14 protein-coding genes and 2 tRNA genes are annotated in these 13,809 nt (G+C 65.5%); 5 read left to right on the top strand and 11 right to left on the bottom strand.

The genetic code is table 11. The features are described 5' to 3' along the window. A complete protein-coding gene (locus AC56LR_RS18695; protein WP_497132528.1) occupies positions 1 to 402 on the top strand; it encodes a hypothetical protein in 402 nt (133 codons plus the stop codon). Between the two features lie 176 nt (positions 403 to 578). Beyond that, the gene (locus tag AC56LR_RS18690; protein ID WP_497132527.1) at positions 579 to 1,547 is read left to right on the top strand and encodes a substrate-binding periplasmic protein; all 969 of its coding nucleotides are present in this window, start codon (positions 579 to 581) and stop codon (positions 1,545 to 1,547) included. Between the two features lie 61 nt (positions 1,548 to 1,608). Here the strand turns inward: AC56LR_RS18690 and AC56LR_RS18685 are convergent, their stop codons facing one another. From AC56LR_RS18685 to AC56LR_RS18670, 4 genes are all read right to left on the bottom strand, one after another. Continuing rightward, the gene (locus tag AC56LR_RS18685; protein ID WP_497132553.1) at positions 1,609 to 1,767 is read right to left on the bottom strand and encodes a DUF2256 domain-containing protein; all 159 of its coding nucleotides are present in this window, start codon (positions 1,765 to 1,767) and stop codon (positions 1,609 to 1,611) included. An 82-nt stretch (positions 1,768 to 1,849) separates the two neighbouring features. Then, a tRNA-Cys gene (locus AC56LR_RS18680) sits at positions 1,850 to 1,944 on the bottom strand. Next, positions 1,904 to 2,419, bottom strand: coding sequence for a peptide-methionine (S)-S-oxide reductase MsrA (gene msrA / locus AC56LR_RS18675; protein WP_497132525.1), 516 nt, complete (start codon positions 2,417 to 2,419; stop codon positions 1,904 to 1,906). The genes AC56LR_RS18680 and msrA overlap by 41 nt, the downstream gene beginning before the upstream one ends. Before the next feature lie 33 nt (positions 2,420 to 2,452). Next, positions 2,453 to 3,328, bottom strand: coding sequence for an alpha/beta fold hydrolase (locus tag AC56LR_RS18670; RefSeq protein WP_497132523.1), 876 nt, complete (start codon positions 3,326 to 3,328; stop codon positions 2,453 to 2,455). A gap of 318 nt (positions 3,329 to 3,646) precedes the next feature. On the opposite strand from AC56LR_RS18670, the gene AC56LR_RS18665 reads away from it, so the two are divergent. Beyond that, on the top strand, positions 3,647 to 4,762 hold the full coding sequence (locus tag AC56LR_RS18665; RefSeq protein WP_497132521.1) for a J domain-containing protein: 1,116 nt from the start codon (positions 3,647 to 3,649) through the stop codon (positions 4,760 to 4,762). A gap of 111 nt (positions 4,763 to 4,873) precedes the next feature. Here the strand turns inward: AC56LR_RS18665 and AC56LR_RS18660 are convergent. The 4 genes from AC56LR_RS18660 to AC56LR_RS18645 all read right to left on the bottom strand — a co-directional run bounded on the left by AC56LR_RS18660 (position 4,874) and on the right by AC56LR_RS18645 (position 7,987). Next, a tRNA-Phe gene (locus tag AC56LR_RS18660) sits at positions 4,874 to 4,949 on the bottom strand. A gap of 80 nt (positions 4,950 to 5,029) precedes the next feature. Then, positions 5,030 to 5,578: a lipocalin family protein gene (locus AC56LR_RS18655; protein ID WP_497132519.1), complete on the bottom strand. Its 549-nt coding sequence runs from the start codon at positions 5,576 to 5,578 to the stop codon at positions 5,030 to 5,032. A 72-nt stretch (positions 5,579 to 5,650) separates the two neighbouring features. Then, a complete protein-coding gene (locus AC56LR_RS18650; protein WP_497132517.1) occupies positions 5,651 to 6,136 on the bottom strand; it encodes an acyl-CoA thioesterase in 486 nt (161 codons plus the stop codon). Between the two features lie 105 nt (positions 6,137 to 6,241). Then, entirely contained in the window at positions 6,242 to 7,987 is a 1,746-nt protein-coding gene (locus tag AC56LR_RS18645) for a methyl-accepting chemotaxis protein (RefSeq protein ID WP_497132516.1), read from the bottom strand. A gap of 157 nt (positions 7,988 to 8,144) precedes the next feature. On the opposite strand from AC56LR_RS18645, the gene epsC reads away from it, so the two are divergent. Then, on the top strand, positions 8,145 to 9,062 hold the full coding sequence (epsC, locus tag AC56LR_RS18640) for a serine O-acetyltransferase EpsC (protein WP_497132514.1): 918 nt from the start codon (positions 8,145 to 8,147) through the stop codon (positions 9,060 to 9,062). Positions 9,063 to 9,108: 46 nt separating this feature from the next. Beyond that, positions 9,109 to 9,804 (top strand): alpha/beta fold hydrolase, encoded by a 696-nt coding sequence (locus AC56LR_RS18635; protein ID WP_497132512.1) that lies wholly within the window; start codon positions 9,109 to 9,111, stop codon positions 9,802 to 9,804. Here AC56LR_RS18635 and AC56LR_RS18630 read toward each other — a convergent pair. The 3 genes from AC56LR_RS18630 to AC56LR_RS18620 form a co-directional block, all read right to left on the bottom strand. Then, positions 9,801 to 10,712 carry an apurinic/apyrimidinic endonuclease family protein gene (locus tag AC56LR_RS18630; RefSeq protein WP_497132510.1) on the bottom strand — a complete coding sequence of 304 codons (912 nt, stop codon included), beginning with the start codon at positions 10,710 to 10,712 and terminating at the stop codon, positions 9,801 to 9,803. The two genes, AC56LR_RS18635 and AC56LR_RS18630, sit on opposite strands and share 4 nt — an antisense overlap. A 92-nt stretch (positions 10,713 to 10,804) precedes the next feature. Then, positions 10,805 to 11,716 carry a CAP domain-containing protein gene (locus AC56LR_RS18625; RefSeq protein ID WP_497132509.1) on the bottom strand — a complete coding sequence of 304 codons (912 nt, stop codon included), beginning with the start codon at positions 11,714 to 11,716 and terminating at the stop codon, positions 10,805 to 10,807. Positions 11,717 to 11,893: 177 nt separating this feature from the next. Further along, a complete protein-coding gene (locus tag AC56LR_RS18620) occupies positions 11,894 to 12,931 on the bottom strand; it encodes a hypothetical protein (protein ID WP_497132508.1) in 1,038 nt (345 codons plus the stop codon). Positions 12,932 to 13,809 lie beyond the last annotated feature (878 nt).

Here is a 13,809-nt window from a genome sequence, read left to right as displayed (position 1 = left end):
ATGACCTACACCGGTTTCCTTGTCGTCGGCGTCCTGGCGGATTATCTCGGCACGGGCCGGGTCATCGCAGGACTGCTGCTTGGCGGTCTTTTTGCAAGATTTCCCTGGATAAGCAAAGGTAAGCTGCGCATTGTTGGCCTGTTACCTCGACCTGCCCGTAGACCACTGATCGTGAGCATACTCGCGCTCTGCTTGTTGCACTTCCTGTCGCAAAGCGACTATGTGCCAGCGGTGTTCACTGGTTTCGTGACGGCCTTTGTTCTCTTTTACCCTTGGTTGAGGCGCGTGGTATTCGATCGAATGCTGGCGTCGGTGTATAGATTCACTGGACGCACCCCTTCCGGACGCATCGACGAGACGGTGATCGATGCTGAATTCAGGGAAAGAAAGAATGAGGGTTGACACGACGACTTCGGGTTCCAGCCACTCCCAACAAGAAATACCACCAAGCCGGGTGATGGTTGCTTTTTAGCAACACATCAGCGGACGCCGCCGTATCCCTGGGTGAGCCCGTGCTAGCATGCAGTTTGTCAATACCGGTGTCAGACCCCTGGCACGCCCGCCTATTTTCGCCGAACATGCCCCGACTTGCCTCAATGCTGCTGTCGAGCGTCCTTTGCCTGTGCACGCTGCCCGGCGGCGCCGCGACCTACACCTACTTGCGTCCGGAATGGGCCGATACCGGGCGCGATCCGTATGGCGTCGCGCTGCTGAAACTGGCGTTCGCAAAAGCCGGGGTCTGCCATACCCTGATTTATAGCGGGCAAAGCATGAAACAGGCGCGGGCGGTGTCCGAACTCGAGCGCGATTCCGGCAAGCTCGACATCATGATCACGATGACCTCGCCCGAGCGCGAAGCTGCCCTGCTGGGCGTGCCGGTGCCGCTCACCAAGGGCATGCTCGGCTGGCGCATCGCGCTGGTGCGCAAGGAGCGATTGCACCAGTTCGCCGCCGTACGTGAAGCCGGGCAGTTGAAGAAGTTCGTGGCGGGGCAGGGACACGACTGGCCGGACACGGCGATCCTGCGCGCCAACGGCTTGCCGGTCGAGGTCTCATCGACCTACGCGGGCATGTTCAAGATGCTCGAGGCGGGGCGGATCGACTACTACCCGCGCGCCGTCCAGCAGGTATTCGCCGAACATAAAGAGCATCCTGCCCTGGCGCTCGAACCGCATATCGTGCTGCGCTACCCGACCGATGCCTATTTTTTCGTCAACCGCCGCAATACGCGCCTGGCCGCGGACGTGCGGCGCGGCCTGGAGCGCGCCGTGGCCGACGGTTCCTTCGACCAGCTTTTCTATAGTTATTTCGCCGCGCAGATCGCCGCCGCCGGCCTGGCGGGACGCCGTATCATCGATCTGCCGAATGTCGCACGCGCTCCCTCCTTGCCGGTCGAACGCAGCAAGCTGTGGTTCTCGCTGGCGGACTTGCGCAAGCCGGCCTTCATCGAAGCCGCGAGCGGACGCGCCCGGCCACCTGTCGCCGCACATGCCTGCCCGGCTGCCCAGGGGCCGGCCATCCAGGCCGGGACGCGCCGGCGCGATTGAGGGCACGTGTTTCCAGAAACGACAATGCCAACCCGAGGGTTGGCATCTTTCCGGCGTTCTATCAACCGCCTGCCACGTCCTTTGCCGGCCGGGCGCTGCGCCGGCAGCGTTCGGAGCAATACCTGACCTGGCCCCAGTCCCGTTCCCATTTCTTGCGCCAGCTGAAGGGAAGGGCGCATTGGGCGCAGGCCTTCACCGGCAGCTCGGATTTCTTACGCATTTTCATGGGGACGATTGTAGCGCCGGCGGCCTTGCACTGGCTGTTCACCCGAAGGTGGCGTTTTGCATTACGGCCGAATTCCTGGTGGCCCCGGGGCGGAATCGAACCACCGGCACAAGGATGTGCAATCCTCGGCTTACGCAGATTCCGGCCGGACTGGGAGTTTCCAGCCCGGCCGGATGAAATGACAGGTGTACCCGCTTGGATTGCGTTGCAGATAGTCCTGGTGTTCCGGCTCAGCCTCCCAGAATGGCCCCGCCGCGGCGATCTCGGTGACGGCCTTGCCGGGCCAGAGGCCGGAGGCGTCGACGTCGGCGATGGTCTGCTCGGCCATGCGCTTCTGTGCGTCGTCGCGATAATAGATGCCGGAACGATAGCTCATCCCCCGATCATTGCCTTGACGGTTCGCCGTGGTCGGATCGTGGATCTGGAAGAAAAATTCGAGGATCTGTCGATAGCTGATCTGGCCCGGATCGAACATCACTTCGAGCGCTTCCGCATGGGTGCCATGGTTGCGGTAGGTGGCGTTGGGCACATCGCCGCCGGTGTAGCCGACGCGCGTCGACAGCACGCCGGGAACACGTCGCAGCAGTTCCTCCATGCCCCAGAAGCAGCCGCCGGCCAGGATGGCGGTTTCAGTTTGCATTGTCATTGATTTCCTTTGCTCGAATGGAGGCTGTCACGGTCAGCCGGTGAATTGTGGCTGCTGCAGGCTGGAGGATTGTTCAGGAAGGTCGCCATGGCGCTCGTGTGAAAGCCCGACTGCAGCATTGGCGCGCGCACCGGCAAGTGTACTCAGGATCAGCCGTGCGGTCTCCGCCGGCGCATCCCAGTGCGGAAAATGGCCACAGCGATCGAACCAGTGCAGTCGAGCATCCGGGAACAAGTCCAGCGCGCGCTTGGCTTGACGCGGAAAGCAGACCCGGTCACGCCGTCCCCAGCCGATGACGAGCGGATGGGCGATGCTGTTGCGCGGAGCCCCTTGTTGCTCCTCACCGTAGGCGAGCTGGGCCAGCAGTTCGTCAAAAGCCGGCGAGGCCACATAGCTGCACAACTCATCGCTCACGGTGTTTGCCGCCAGCTTTGTCGGCCGGGCAGAAAATTGTGCCAGCAACAAAGCGCGACCCAGCGGGTGGGCGCAGACAGCCGGCAATACCGGGCGCAGCAGCCGCAGCAGCCGGATCGACAGGTAGATCGAGCTGAAGAACGCGTGACGCTCCCATCCCTGCCAGAAACCGCCGGGATTGAGCGCCACCACGCCGCCGACGACCCCACCGCGTCGCGCCAGCTCCAGCACCAGCCGCGCACCCATCGAGCTGCCGACCGCATCTATGCCACTCAAGCCGTGGGCATGGAGGAAGGCGGCGGTCTCATTGGCCAGGGTGTGGATCGAGGTTTCGCCGGCCAGCCTTGGCGTTTGGCCAAAGCCAGGCAGGTCCACCGCGATGACTTCGCGCCGCGTCGCGAGATCGGCCAGAATCGGCTTCCAGCTCTGCCAATGGCCGCCAAGGCCATGAATGAGTAGCAAAGGCTTGCCGGTGCCGCAACGAATGTGATGCATTGTCGATCCTCCCATCGCACGGGCGTGCGTATGCTGCAAGCGTACCGCAGCGGGCGCAACGACTGCGTCCGTTAGGATCGAAGGAGGAAGGCCCGGAATGAACCAGACATCAGGACTTCACAAACGACAACGCCAACCGGTAGGGGTTGGCGTTCGCGAAGACTAATCATGGTGGCCCGGGGCGGAATCGAACCACCGACACAAGGATTTTCAATCTGCTCTTCCGGGCTAGGCTGCCGGTCAACCGAGCCTGTTATGCTATCGCGTCCGCCTTGTCCGCGCCTGAACCTGCCTTCACAACGCAACTTTTACCTCCGTATGAAATCAAATCCGCAGCACGCCCTTCGTTTGACTCATCCCGCCACGGGTCCCGTTTCGCGGGCGCGAAAACAGTTCAATACGCTCATCAAAAAACTGGAAGCGGCACGTTCCCTGCTGGCCGCGTGGAAGGAGACGCTCCCCATCGTCGTGAGCAAGGCCGACCGCGAATATCGGCCCCTCATGGAAACCCACTGTGAGCGCCTCAAACAATTTGTGTTGCTGCTGGACGAAATGCACGGCCACAAATTACTGGGCAAGCGCGAGCGCGACAAGCTCAGCAAGTTTGTTTCGTCTACGGTGCTCGACCTGTTATCCGAGGCCGATGACGAGGTTCTCAAGGATATCTACAACCGCCATGGCGGGGCTGATTTCGATGCTCAGGAAGAGGAAAGCAAGGATGAGATCAGGCAGATGATGGAAGCGTTGCTGGGTGCCGAGTTCAATGGTGATATCGACGTACGCTCTCCTGAGGCGATGCTCAAGGCATTCCAGGCCCAGCTGGATGAGCAGGGCAGTGAAGCCGACCCGAATCAGCATCAGGGCGGGCCACGCCCAAAGCGTGCGGCCGATCTGGCGCGTGAGCGCCGCCAAGCTGCCGAAGCGCAGCGGATGCAGCTTTCCATGCGCGACATTTTCCGCAAGCTAGCAAGCCAGTTGCACCCTGATCGCGAAACCAATGATGCGGAACGACAGCGTAAAACAGCGCTAATGCAGCGGGTAAATATAGCCTATGCCGCCAATGACATGCTCGGACTGCTGGAACTTCAGCTCGAAGTCGAGCAGATCGATCAGGCAAGTCTGGCCAATCTGAGCGACGAACGAATCAAGCAATACAACAAGGTGCTAACAGAGCAGCTGACCGAACTCGAGAATGAGATTGCAGGCCTGGAACAGGTGGCATCGATTGAAATGGGGGCGGATATCTTCGACGAGGTGACGCCGGCCGCCATGATGCGCACACTCGACAGCGACATCGCCGATCTGCGCATCACGATCGCGATGATTGACGAGGATTTACAGTCCTTGCGTGACGTGAAAATGCTGAAGGCCTGGCTGAAGGCCCTACCGAAATCGACATCGAAACCGCAGCGGGATGACGATCTGTTCTGGTAGGCCTGTCGTTTCACTGAAGAGAAGCTTGGGCACGGACTCCATCACAAGCGCCAGCGCAAGCCGCCAACAAAAACGCCAACCTGCGGGGGTTGGCGTTTTCGCTTTGAATCTTGGTGGCCCGGGGCGGAATCGAACCACCGACACAAGGATTTTCAATCCTCTGCTCTACCAACTGAGCTACCAGGCCAAGGGCTCGCATTCTAGCATACCCGCAAACGCGGCGGTAGCAGCCCCGCCAAAATGGGCGCGTCAAGAGCGAAGAAGGTGTCAATCCGCCTGCTTCGTCGACTCCAGCCACTTCATGTCCAGCCCCTGGGCTGCCAGCCTTCCCAGCAGCGCATCGTAGGCGGCCGGGTCGACCTTGGGTGTGCGCGACAGGATCCACAGGTATTCACGCTTGGGCTCGCTGACCGCGGCGAGCTGGTAGTTCGCGTCCAGGTCGATCACCCAGTAGTCGCCCCAGACCATCGGCAGGAACGAGAGAATGGCCGGTGCGAAGCGCACTTCCAGCTTCGGCGAAGTGGGGCCGCCGGGCTGGCGGGCGACGCCGGTCGCCACATTGTCCTTGCCGTCCGCGAGGCGGCAGCGGTTGACCACATCGACCCGCCCGTCGGCGCGTGCGCTATACGTCGCGCTCGTGAAACCGATGCATTTTTTCTGGAACGCGTTCGGGAATTTGGCGATTTCGTACCAGGTTCCCATGTAGCGCTGGACGTCGAGCGAGCCTATGGTGGCGAGCGGCCTGGCATCCGCGCCGGCAGCCTGGGCCTGGAGGGCGAACAGCAATGCCAGCGGTGCGAGAAGGGCAGCTTTCATATCGTTTCCTGGAATGGTTGAGCGCCTATGGTAGCCGCCCATGCCGTACCTGGCCGCACGCCATGCAAGGGACTAGGTGCGCGCGGCGGCGCGCGCGGCGTGCTGGCGTTCGAGCTCCAGGCGCGCTTCCTTGCGGCCACTGGCTTCCTCGAAGCGGCGCTCTTCCTCCGGCGTCGAGGGCGTCAGCTGCGGCACCGCCACCGGCTTGCGGTCGTCGCCGACGGCCACCATCGTGAAGAAGCAGCTGTTCACATGGCGCACCGCCTGCGAACGGATGTCTTCGGCGATCACCTTGATGCCGATCTCCATCGAGCTGCGGCCGGCGTAGTTCACCGAGGCCAGGAAGGTCACCAGCTCGCCGACGTGGATCGGCTGGCGGAAGCTCACCTGGTCGACGCTCATCGTCACCACGTAGCGGCCGGCGTAGCGGCTGGCGCAGGCATAGGCCACCTGGTCGAGCAGCTTGAGGATGGTGCCGCCGTGGACGTTACCGGAAAAATTCGCCGTGTCCGGCGTCATCAGGACCGTCATCGACAGCTGGTGGGAAGGCAGGTTCATGCGCGACTCGCTTCAAGGCAAAGTCCTATGTTGCTTCAGAACTGCGCGGCAGGCAATGCCGGTGAACGGGAAGGGCAGGGCCGCCCGGCGCGGCCCCTTGTGAGATCAGAACTCTTCCCATGCCTCTTCGGCACTGGACGTGCCGGCGGCAGCGGCCGAGGCACGGCGCCCGGCGGTGTTGACGCGTTTGGCTGGCGCAGCGGGCATGTCGGGTTTCGCAGCCCGGGCCGCCTTGGGCTTGGCATCTACCTTGGCAGGGACGGGCGCCTTCAGGCGCGCCGCACCCCGTACCGGCTTGTCCGCCAGCCGGAACACCGAGACCAGCTGGGCCAGGCCCGCGGCCTGCTCCTTCATGGATTCGGTGGCGGCGGCCGATTCTTCCACCAGGGTGGCGTTCTGCTGGGTGACGCTGTCCATGTCCGCCACCGCGCCGTGCACCTGCTGGATCCCGCTGGCCTGTTCGTGGCTCGAGTGGACGATCTCGCCCATGATCGCGGTCACGCGCCCGATGCTCTCGACGATGCCGGTCATGGTGGTGCCGGCGCGGCCGGCCAGGTCGGCGCCGCTCGAGACGCGCCGGGTCGAGTCGTCGATCAGTTCCTTGATTTCCTTGGCCGCGGCCGCCGAGCGCTGCGCCAGCGAGCGCACTTCGCCGGCCACCACGGCAAAGCCGCGCCCCTGCTCGCCGGCGCGGGCCGCCTCCACCGCGGCGTTGAGCGCCAGGATATTGGTCTGGAAGGCGATGCCGTCGATGACGCCGATAATGTCGACGATGCGCGCCGAGGATTCGTTGATCGCGCCCATGGTGTCGACCAGTTGCCCCACCATGTCGCCGCCTTGCTGCGCCACTTTCGAGGCCGCCAGCGCCAGCCCGTTGGCTTCTTCGGCATTCGCGGCGCTGTGCTGGACCGCATGCGCCAGCTCGTTCATCGACGAGGCGGTCTGTTCCAGCGCGGCGGCCTGGCTCTCGGTACGGCGCGACAGGTCTTGCGCCTCGCTGGCCATCGCGTCCACCGACGAGGCGATGGTGACCGTGCCTTCGCGCACCTTGCCGACGATGTCGGCCAGGCTGTCGCGCATGCGCTGCAGGGCGTGCAGCAGGCTGCTGTCATCCCCCTGGCGCAGCGCGACCCGCACGTTCAGGTTGCCGGCGGCGATTTCGTTGGCAATGCGCGCCGCCTCAGCCGGCTCGCCGCCCAGGCGGCGGAACAGGGACCGCGAGAACAGGGCGGAGGCGCCCAGGCTGCCCGCCAGGCTCAAGCCGCACAGCAGCACCAGCATGCTGGTGCTGTCGCCGGCGCTGGCCAGCACGTCGCGGGTCGCGGTATCGATGCTGCGGTGCTGCAGGGCCTGCAGCTCGGTCACCTTGTCCAGGTATTGCCGGGTACTGGGCAGGAACTCGCGCTCGTACACCGTCATCGCCTGCTCGGCGCTGCCGCCGGACTTGAGCTGCATCACGCGGTCGCGGCTGGCAATGTAACGGCTCCTGGCCTCGACGGCGGCATCGAACAAGGCCTTTTCCGCCGGGGTGGCGAGCAGCGCGCCCACCTTCTCCTGCAAGCCGTTGGTGCGCTGGCTCGATTCGGTGCTCTCCTGCGCAAAGACCCTGGCCAGCTCCGGGTCGGTGGAACGCGCCACCGCCGAGGTGCGCTTGGCCGACACCGACAGGTTGAGCAGCCACTGCGAGATCAGGCGCTCCTTCACCAGCGGGCGCTGGGTCAGCGCTTCGGTTTCCTGCGCCAGCACCTGCAGGCGCCAGATCGCGACGGCAGTGGACAGGAAGGAGATGACGATCACGAAGGCGAATGCGATGCGCAGTTGGGCACGGACATGGGACGCTGCTTTGAACACGGTGGCTCCTGGGTCAAAACTATTAACGTAGAGCAAAATGCGGACAGGGGACCAGCGACTGGATCAAACCGAGGGTGAATGCCTTATGACGATTTACATATATCCAAGTGTGATCTGAATCGTTCCCCTGTCCCGGCGGATCGGTTAGGCTCGGCACATGAACAGCGATCTCCCTCTCTCCAGCGGCTCCGTGCAATGGCACCTGGGCCCGATCATCGACGCACTGCGCACCTCGCGCGAGTCGACCCACAACATCCGCCACCAGGGGCGCGTGCGCGAGCTGCCCTCGCGCGAAGTCCTGACGCAGGTGGTGAACGGCGTCTCGGCGGCGCTGTTCCCGACCCATTACGGGCGGCCCGACCTGAATGACGAGAGCATCGATTATTTTGTCGGCGACACGCTCAACGTAACGCTCGACCGGCTGGTCGAGCAGGTGCGGCGGGCGCTGCGTTTCTCGCCCCAGTTCGACGACGACGACGAGGCGCTGCTGGCAAACCGGGCGCGCGCCATCACGCACGAATTCGCGGCCAGCCTGCCGGCGATCCGCGCGCTGCTGGTGTCGGACGTACAGGCTGCCCTGGCCGGCGACCCGGCCGCCAGCTCGGTGGCCGAAATCATGCTGTGCTATCCGGGCACCATCGCGATCCTGTACCACCGCCTGGCGCACTGCCTCTACCTTCTCGGCGTGCCTTTCCTGGCGCGCCTGATCGCGGACATCGGGCATTCGCTGACCGGCATCGACATCCATCCGGCGGCCACCATCGGCGGCAGCTTCTTCATCGACCATGGCACCGGCGTCGTCATCGGCGAGACCGCGATCCTCGGCGAGCGCGTGCGCCTGTACCAGGCGGTGACGCTGGGCGCCAAGCGCTTCCCGGTCGACGCCAGTGGCGCGCTGGTCAAGGGCGCGCCGCGCCACCCGATCGTGGAAGACGACGTCGTCATCTATGCCGGCGCCACCATCCTGGGGCGCATCACGGTGGGCGCCGGCTCGACCATCGGCGGCAACGTCTGGCTGACCCAGAGCGTCCCGCCGGGCAGCAACGTCTCGCAGGCCCAGTCGCGCAATACCTGACAGTTCGCGCGGCCGCCCGCTACGCGCGCTTTGCTATCATGGCGCGATGTCACTCCTCCTCGTTCCCGGCTACATGCTCGACGAGACGCTCTGGGACGACGTCGCCAGGGGGCTCGACAAGTTCGGGCCGCTGGTGCACGCCGACCTGCGTCACGATGCCACCATCGAAGCCATGGCCAGCCGCGCGCTCGCCAGTGCGCCCTGCAATTTCATCCTGATCGGCTTTTCGATGGGCGGCTATGTCGCCCGCGAGATCGTCCGCATGGCGCCCCACCGCGTGCAGGCGCTGGTGCTCATCGCCACGTCGACCCGTCCGGATTCGCCGGCGCTGCGCCAAAGCCGCGGCAGGGTCGGCGCCGCAGCCCAATCGGTGTCGTTCTCGGGACTGAGCCGCACGGCGATCGCCACCTCGCTGCACCAGAAGGAGCGCGACAACGAGGCGCTGATCGAACGTGTGCGCGCGATGGGTGCGCGCCTGGGCGGCGAGGTGTTCCGCCGCCAGTCGGCCCTGGAGCGCGCGGGCGACCGCGACCGCCTGCACGAGATCGGCTGTCCGACCCTGGTCATCGCGGCGGGGCAGGACCGGCTGCGGTCGCGCGAAGAATCCGAAGAACTGCACACCGGGATACCGGGCGCAGACTACGTGGTGATCGAAGAGAGCGGGCACATGCTGCCGCTGGAGGCGCCGGACGCGCTCCTGGGGGCGGTGCTGCCGTGGCTGGAGCGGGTCGCGCCCGCCTAGAGTGGCGCAGCGGTCACGACGCCTGGCTTGGTTACCGACCAGGAGCGCAGGCCGCGGATCGCTTCTTCCTTGAGCTTGGCCTCGACCTCGATATACGGCGCGCTGAGGTAGGACGAGGGCATGACCGCGATCAGGTCGGAATGCTGGCGGTCATTGAAGCCTTCGCGGCCGTTCGAGATGTGAACCAGCTGGTGAGCCGGATTGGCCCAGGTTTCGCGCGCCTTGAGCAGCATGGCGCCGACGCTGGGATCTTCATAGCTGGACAGCTTGTCGTGCACGATGTGGTGGTGGGCGTCGAATACCATCGGCACGCCGCTTCTCATGCAGATGGCGTGGATCTCCCCGGCGCCGTAGGCGTACTCGTCGTTTTCCAGGCCGAGGCGGCAGCGGATGCCGTCGGGCAGGGTGGCGATGCGTTCCACCAGCGCGTCGGCCCGGTTGCCCTTGCCGCCATGCACCTCGAGCAGGGCCCACGGCGAGCGCGGCTGTCCGAGCAAGTCCATGATCTCGGCGTGCATCTGCAGGATCTTGATGCTGTTCGCTACCACGCCTTCCGAATCCGAACTGAGCACGACGAACTGGTCCGGGTGCATCACCAGGCGGATGCCGAGATCAAGCGCGCGCCGGCCCGAACGTCCGAGGGTGGCGGCAAACGGCGCCAGCACCTCGCGCCCGATGTCTTCATCGGCGAAGGGAAAGATCGAGGAGGGAATGCGGTAGAGCCCGATGTCTTCGGCCAGGCAATATGCCATGGCCTTGTCGAAGGTCTGGATATTGTCGCGGTAGATGTCTTCCAGGATGCGGCGCTGGCCCTCGTCGGATTGCTCGAGCAGGCGCTTGCGCGTCACGGTGCGGTAGCGGACGTCTTTCGAGGCGGTGATGCAGACGAGGCCTAAATGAGGTGGCATGGTAGCTGGAGTCGACTGGTTGAGCGGCGTGTGCGTCTATCTTAAGCGACCAACCCCGGCGGCACGAATGGCGTCCCGGATTCGTCCCGGCATTAACCCCGGCGGCCGAATACCTGCGTCCAGTAGATGATGCCGGCGCGGTGTCCGTTGGCCAGGGCGTAGGCTGCGCCCATCCCGGTGAAAGCCGGGTTCATGATGTTGGCACAATGGCCGGGGCTGTCCAGCCAGCCGGCAACGGCTTCCTCGGGCGTGCGCTGGCCGAACGCGATGTTCTCGCCCACTCGCTGCCACTGGTAGCCGGCGCGCCGGGCACGCTCGGCGGCGGTGCTGCCATCCTTGGCCTTGTGGCTGAAATAGCGGCGCGCCGCCATGTCCAGACTATGCGCCAGGGCGGCCTGGCCCAGCTCCGGGTCCCAGCTCAGCGGCGGCGCCGGCGGATAGGCCTGGGTGCCGCAGGTGCGCCCGCTGGCGCGCGCCATATTGACCCCGGCCAGGATCACCTGGCCGGCATCGCGCCAGTCCGGATAGACGGTGGAGGGCAGCGGCGGCGACGGGCGGGCGAGCACGACCGTCCACACATTGCCGTCGCGGTAGCTGCCGACCGCGGAGAAGCGCGGGCTGAGCAGCGTCTTGCAGTATTTTTCCTGAATCACCGTCATCGCATCGATCGCACTCAGCGGGCCGGTGACGCTGATCGTTTCGGCATGGTCGGCGTCATAGCCGGCACGTTCCAGGGCCGTCTCGATGAAGGTGGCCGGCCCGATGCGCACGCGCGCCAGCGCCGGGTGCGCCGTGAGCGCCTCCACCGGGTTCGCGGCGCGGCCGTCGCAGCTGCCCGGCGCGGCGCGGTAGGCATTGACCAGGGCGGTCAAGCTGGTTGCGCCGTCGCCGGGTGGCAGGGCGGCGACGGCCTGGGCGGGCCAGGACGCCGCGAGTGCGACCACGAGCGCGCCGTGCCGAAAGGGGAAGGAAGCAGAAGCCAGGGTCGGGATGGTTGGGTACAAGATGGTTCCTCGTCGCGCCAAAGCTGAATTGACAGGAAATAAACTCGGGCAAGAATGCAAAAACGCCGACTTGGGAAGTCAGCGTTTTCATGGCCGGGCAGGTGCAGAACACCGCGCGGCAAATCCCACTATAGCAGCAGCACCGGCGCCGCGAAAGCGCCGGTCTGTAACAAGGCGCTACAGGCGCGCCAACGGCGGCCCGCCCGGTTCACCCAGCCAGGTCGTCTCGAAACGCTTCTGCGCCGCAGCCAGCGCGGGCGCGTCGCCGCGTTTCCGGTAGACCTCGATCAGGCCGCGCAAGGCCCAGCCATTGCTCGGGATGCGGGCCAGCGAATCGCGGAACACTTGCTCGGCGGCGTCGAGCTGGCCGGTGCGCAGCAGCGCCGCGCCCAGCGACTGGCGCACCGGGTAGTACCAGTGGGGCGGCTCCATATACGGCAGCTGGTCTTGTACGGCAATGGCTTCGCGGTAGGCGGCGATGGCCTCCGGCCGCTTGCCGCCCGCATCGGCCAGCCGGCCGCGCGCGACGGCGCGGGCCGTCTGCACGACTTCGCGCGCGGGGATGCCCCAGTCGGCGATGGGCTTGAAGTCGGCGGTTTTTTCGATCCGGTCCAGGGCCGCGACTTCGCGCTGGCTTTCGACCAGCATGCCCTTGCGCGCGAAGCCGACGGCGCGCGCGTAATGCCACATGGCCTTGACCAGCACGAAATCGGGGCCCGGGTCGGGCAGGGCCACCAGCACCTCGGGCGAGCTGAACTGCACGTGCGAGAAATAGGGCGCCGCTTTCACCGGCTGCAGGCTGGCGAATTCCTTGAGCACGTCGGCGGGGATCGCCTTGTCCAGCTTGCCGGCGGCCTCGAGCGCCGTGCGGCCATCGCCGCCCATCAGGGCCGACACCATCACGAAGTGGATGTTGTGGGGATAGTAGGCGCCGCGGTAGACCGGGTCGCTGGGGGAGCGGCCGAAATATTGCTCGTCGACGGCGATGGCGTCGAGGTTGGACTGCAGCGCGTCGCGGTACATGCCCAGCCGGTAATAGATATGCGAGGGCATGTGGACGATATGGCCCGCGCCGGGAATCTGCCGGGCCAGCACCCTGGCCGCCGGCAGCGCCCGTTCCGGATGGGTGGAGGCTTCCATGGCATGGATGTAATAGTGGGCCGCACCCGGATGGGTCGGATTGCGCTCGAGTACCCGCTCCAGTGCGGCAAGCATCGGCGCTGCGGTTTTTCGGCTGGGCGCCACCTGGCTGCCAGTAATCCCAGGGCGACAGGTCCATGAGCGATTCCGCGAACAGCACCTGGATGGTGTCGTGGGTCGGGAAGGCGCGCGCGGCGTCCGCCATGGCGTCGGCATAGGCCTGGTCGAGCGGGGCGCGGTCTGGCGGCGGCTCTGCCAGGTATCGCCTGGCCACGGCGCGGATCACGGCCTGCTCGTGCGGCGTGGTCTTGCCGGCCAGCGAAACGGCCTTGGCTGCCGCCGCTGCGGCCGGCGCCGCGGCAGTGGGGAACATGGGCGCATTGATGTTCGGCCCCAGCACCAGCGCCTCGCCCCAGTAGCACATGGCGCAGCCGGGATCAAAAGTTTGCGCCGCGCGGAAGGCGCGCGCGGCCTCGGCGTGGTTGAAGGCGAAGGTCAGGCGCATGCCCTGATTGAAATAGGCCTGCGCTTTTGGGTTGCTGGTGGTGATCGGGACGTGCAGGGCGCCGAGGTTGTCGTACAGCGGCGGCATGGCGCTGTCGCTTGCGGCCGGCTTTTGCTGTCCCGGCTTGAACGGCGCCGTCTCGGCCTGGGCCAGCACCAGGCGCTCGAGCAGGGGCGGGCTCCCGCCGCGCGCCGGCGTGCAGTTCGCGCCGCCGGCGAAGAGGGGATCGAAGGCGGGTTGCGCTGTTGCTTTGGGTGCGACTTGCGCCGACGAGACCGCGGCCACCGTAGCCGCGGCGGCCAGCGCCAGGGCGCCGATCGCCGTAAAGAACCGTACTGTTTTCATCGCTCTCCTCCCACATGCTGCTGCATGCCAGGCATCCGGATTGGAGTCGATGCAGGGAAGGGAAGTTCGGCAGGGCAGGCGAGCTGGCGCGCCCTTCGGATAC

The organism is Telluria sp. ZT3P39 (assembly GCF_059685935.1).
This window is presented reverse-complemented; position numbering and strand designations above follow the sequence as displayed.

Excerpts from the sequence above, each read along its gene's own strand:
- msrA (WP_497132525.1), bottom strand. The coding sequence starts at position 2,419 with ATGACAATGCAAACTGAAACCGCCATCCTGGCCGGCGGCTGCTTCTGG.
- AC56LR_RS18690 (WP_497132527.1), top strand. The coding sequence starts at position 579 with ATGCCCCGACTTGCCTCAATGCTGCTGTCGAGCGTCCTTTGCCTGTGC.
- AC56LR_RS18655 (WP_497132519.1), bottom strand. The coding sequence starts at position 5,578 with ATGAAAGCTGCCCTTCTCGCACCGCTGGCATTGCTGTTCGCCCTCCAG.
- AC56LR_RS18685 (WP_497132553.1), bottom strand. The coding sequence starts at position 1,767 with ATGCGTAAGAAATCCGAGCTGCCGGTGAAGGCCTGCGCCCAATGCGCC.
- AC56LR_RS18635 (WP_497132512.1), top strand. The coding sequence starts at position 9,109 with ATGTCACTCCTCCTCGTTCCCGGCTACATGCTCGACGAGACGCTCTGG.
- AC56LR_RS18665 (WP_497132521.1), top strand. The coding sequence starts at position 3,647 with ATGAAATCAAATCCGCAGCACGCCCTTCGTTTGACTCATCCCGCCACG.
- epsC (WP_497132514.1), top strand. The coding sequence starts at position 8,145 with ATGAACAGCGATCTCCCTCTCTCCAGCGGCTCCGTGCAATGGCACCTG.
- AC56LR_RS18620 (WP_497132508.1), bottom strand. The coding sequence starts at position 12,931 with ATGCTTGCCGCACTGGAGCGGGTACTCGAGCGCAATCCGACCCATCCG.
- AC56LR_RS18630 (WP_497132510.1), bottom strand. The coding sequence starts at position 10,712 with ATGCCACCTCATTTAGGCCTCGTCTGCATCACCGCCTCGAAAGACGTC.
- AC56LR_RS18670 (WP_497132523.1), bottom strand. The coding sequence starts at position 3,328 with ATGCATCACATTCGTTGCGGCACCGGCAAGCCTTTGCTACTCATTCAT.
- AC56LR_RS18695 (WP_497132528.1), top strand. The coding sequence starts at position 1 with ATGACCTACACCGGTTTCCTTGTCGTCGGCGTCCTGGCGGATTATCTC.
- AC56LR_RS18650 (WP_497132517.1), bottom strand. The coding sequence starts at position 6,136 with ATGAACCTGCCTTCCCACCAGCTGTCGATGACGGTCCTGATGACGCCG.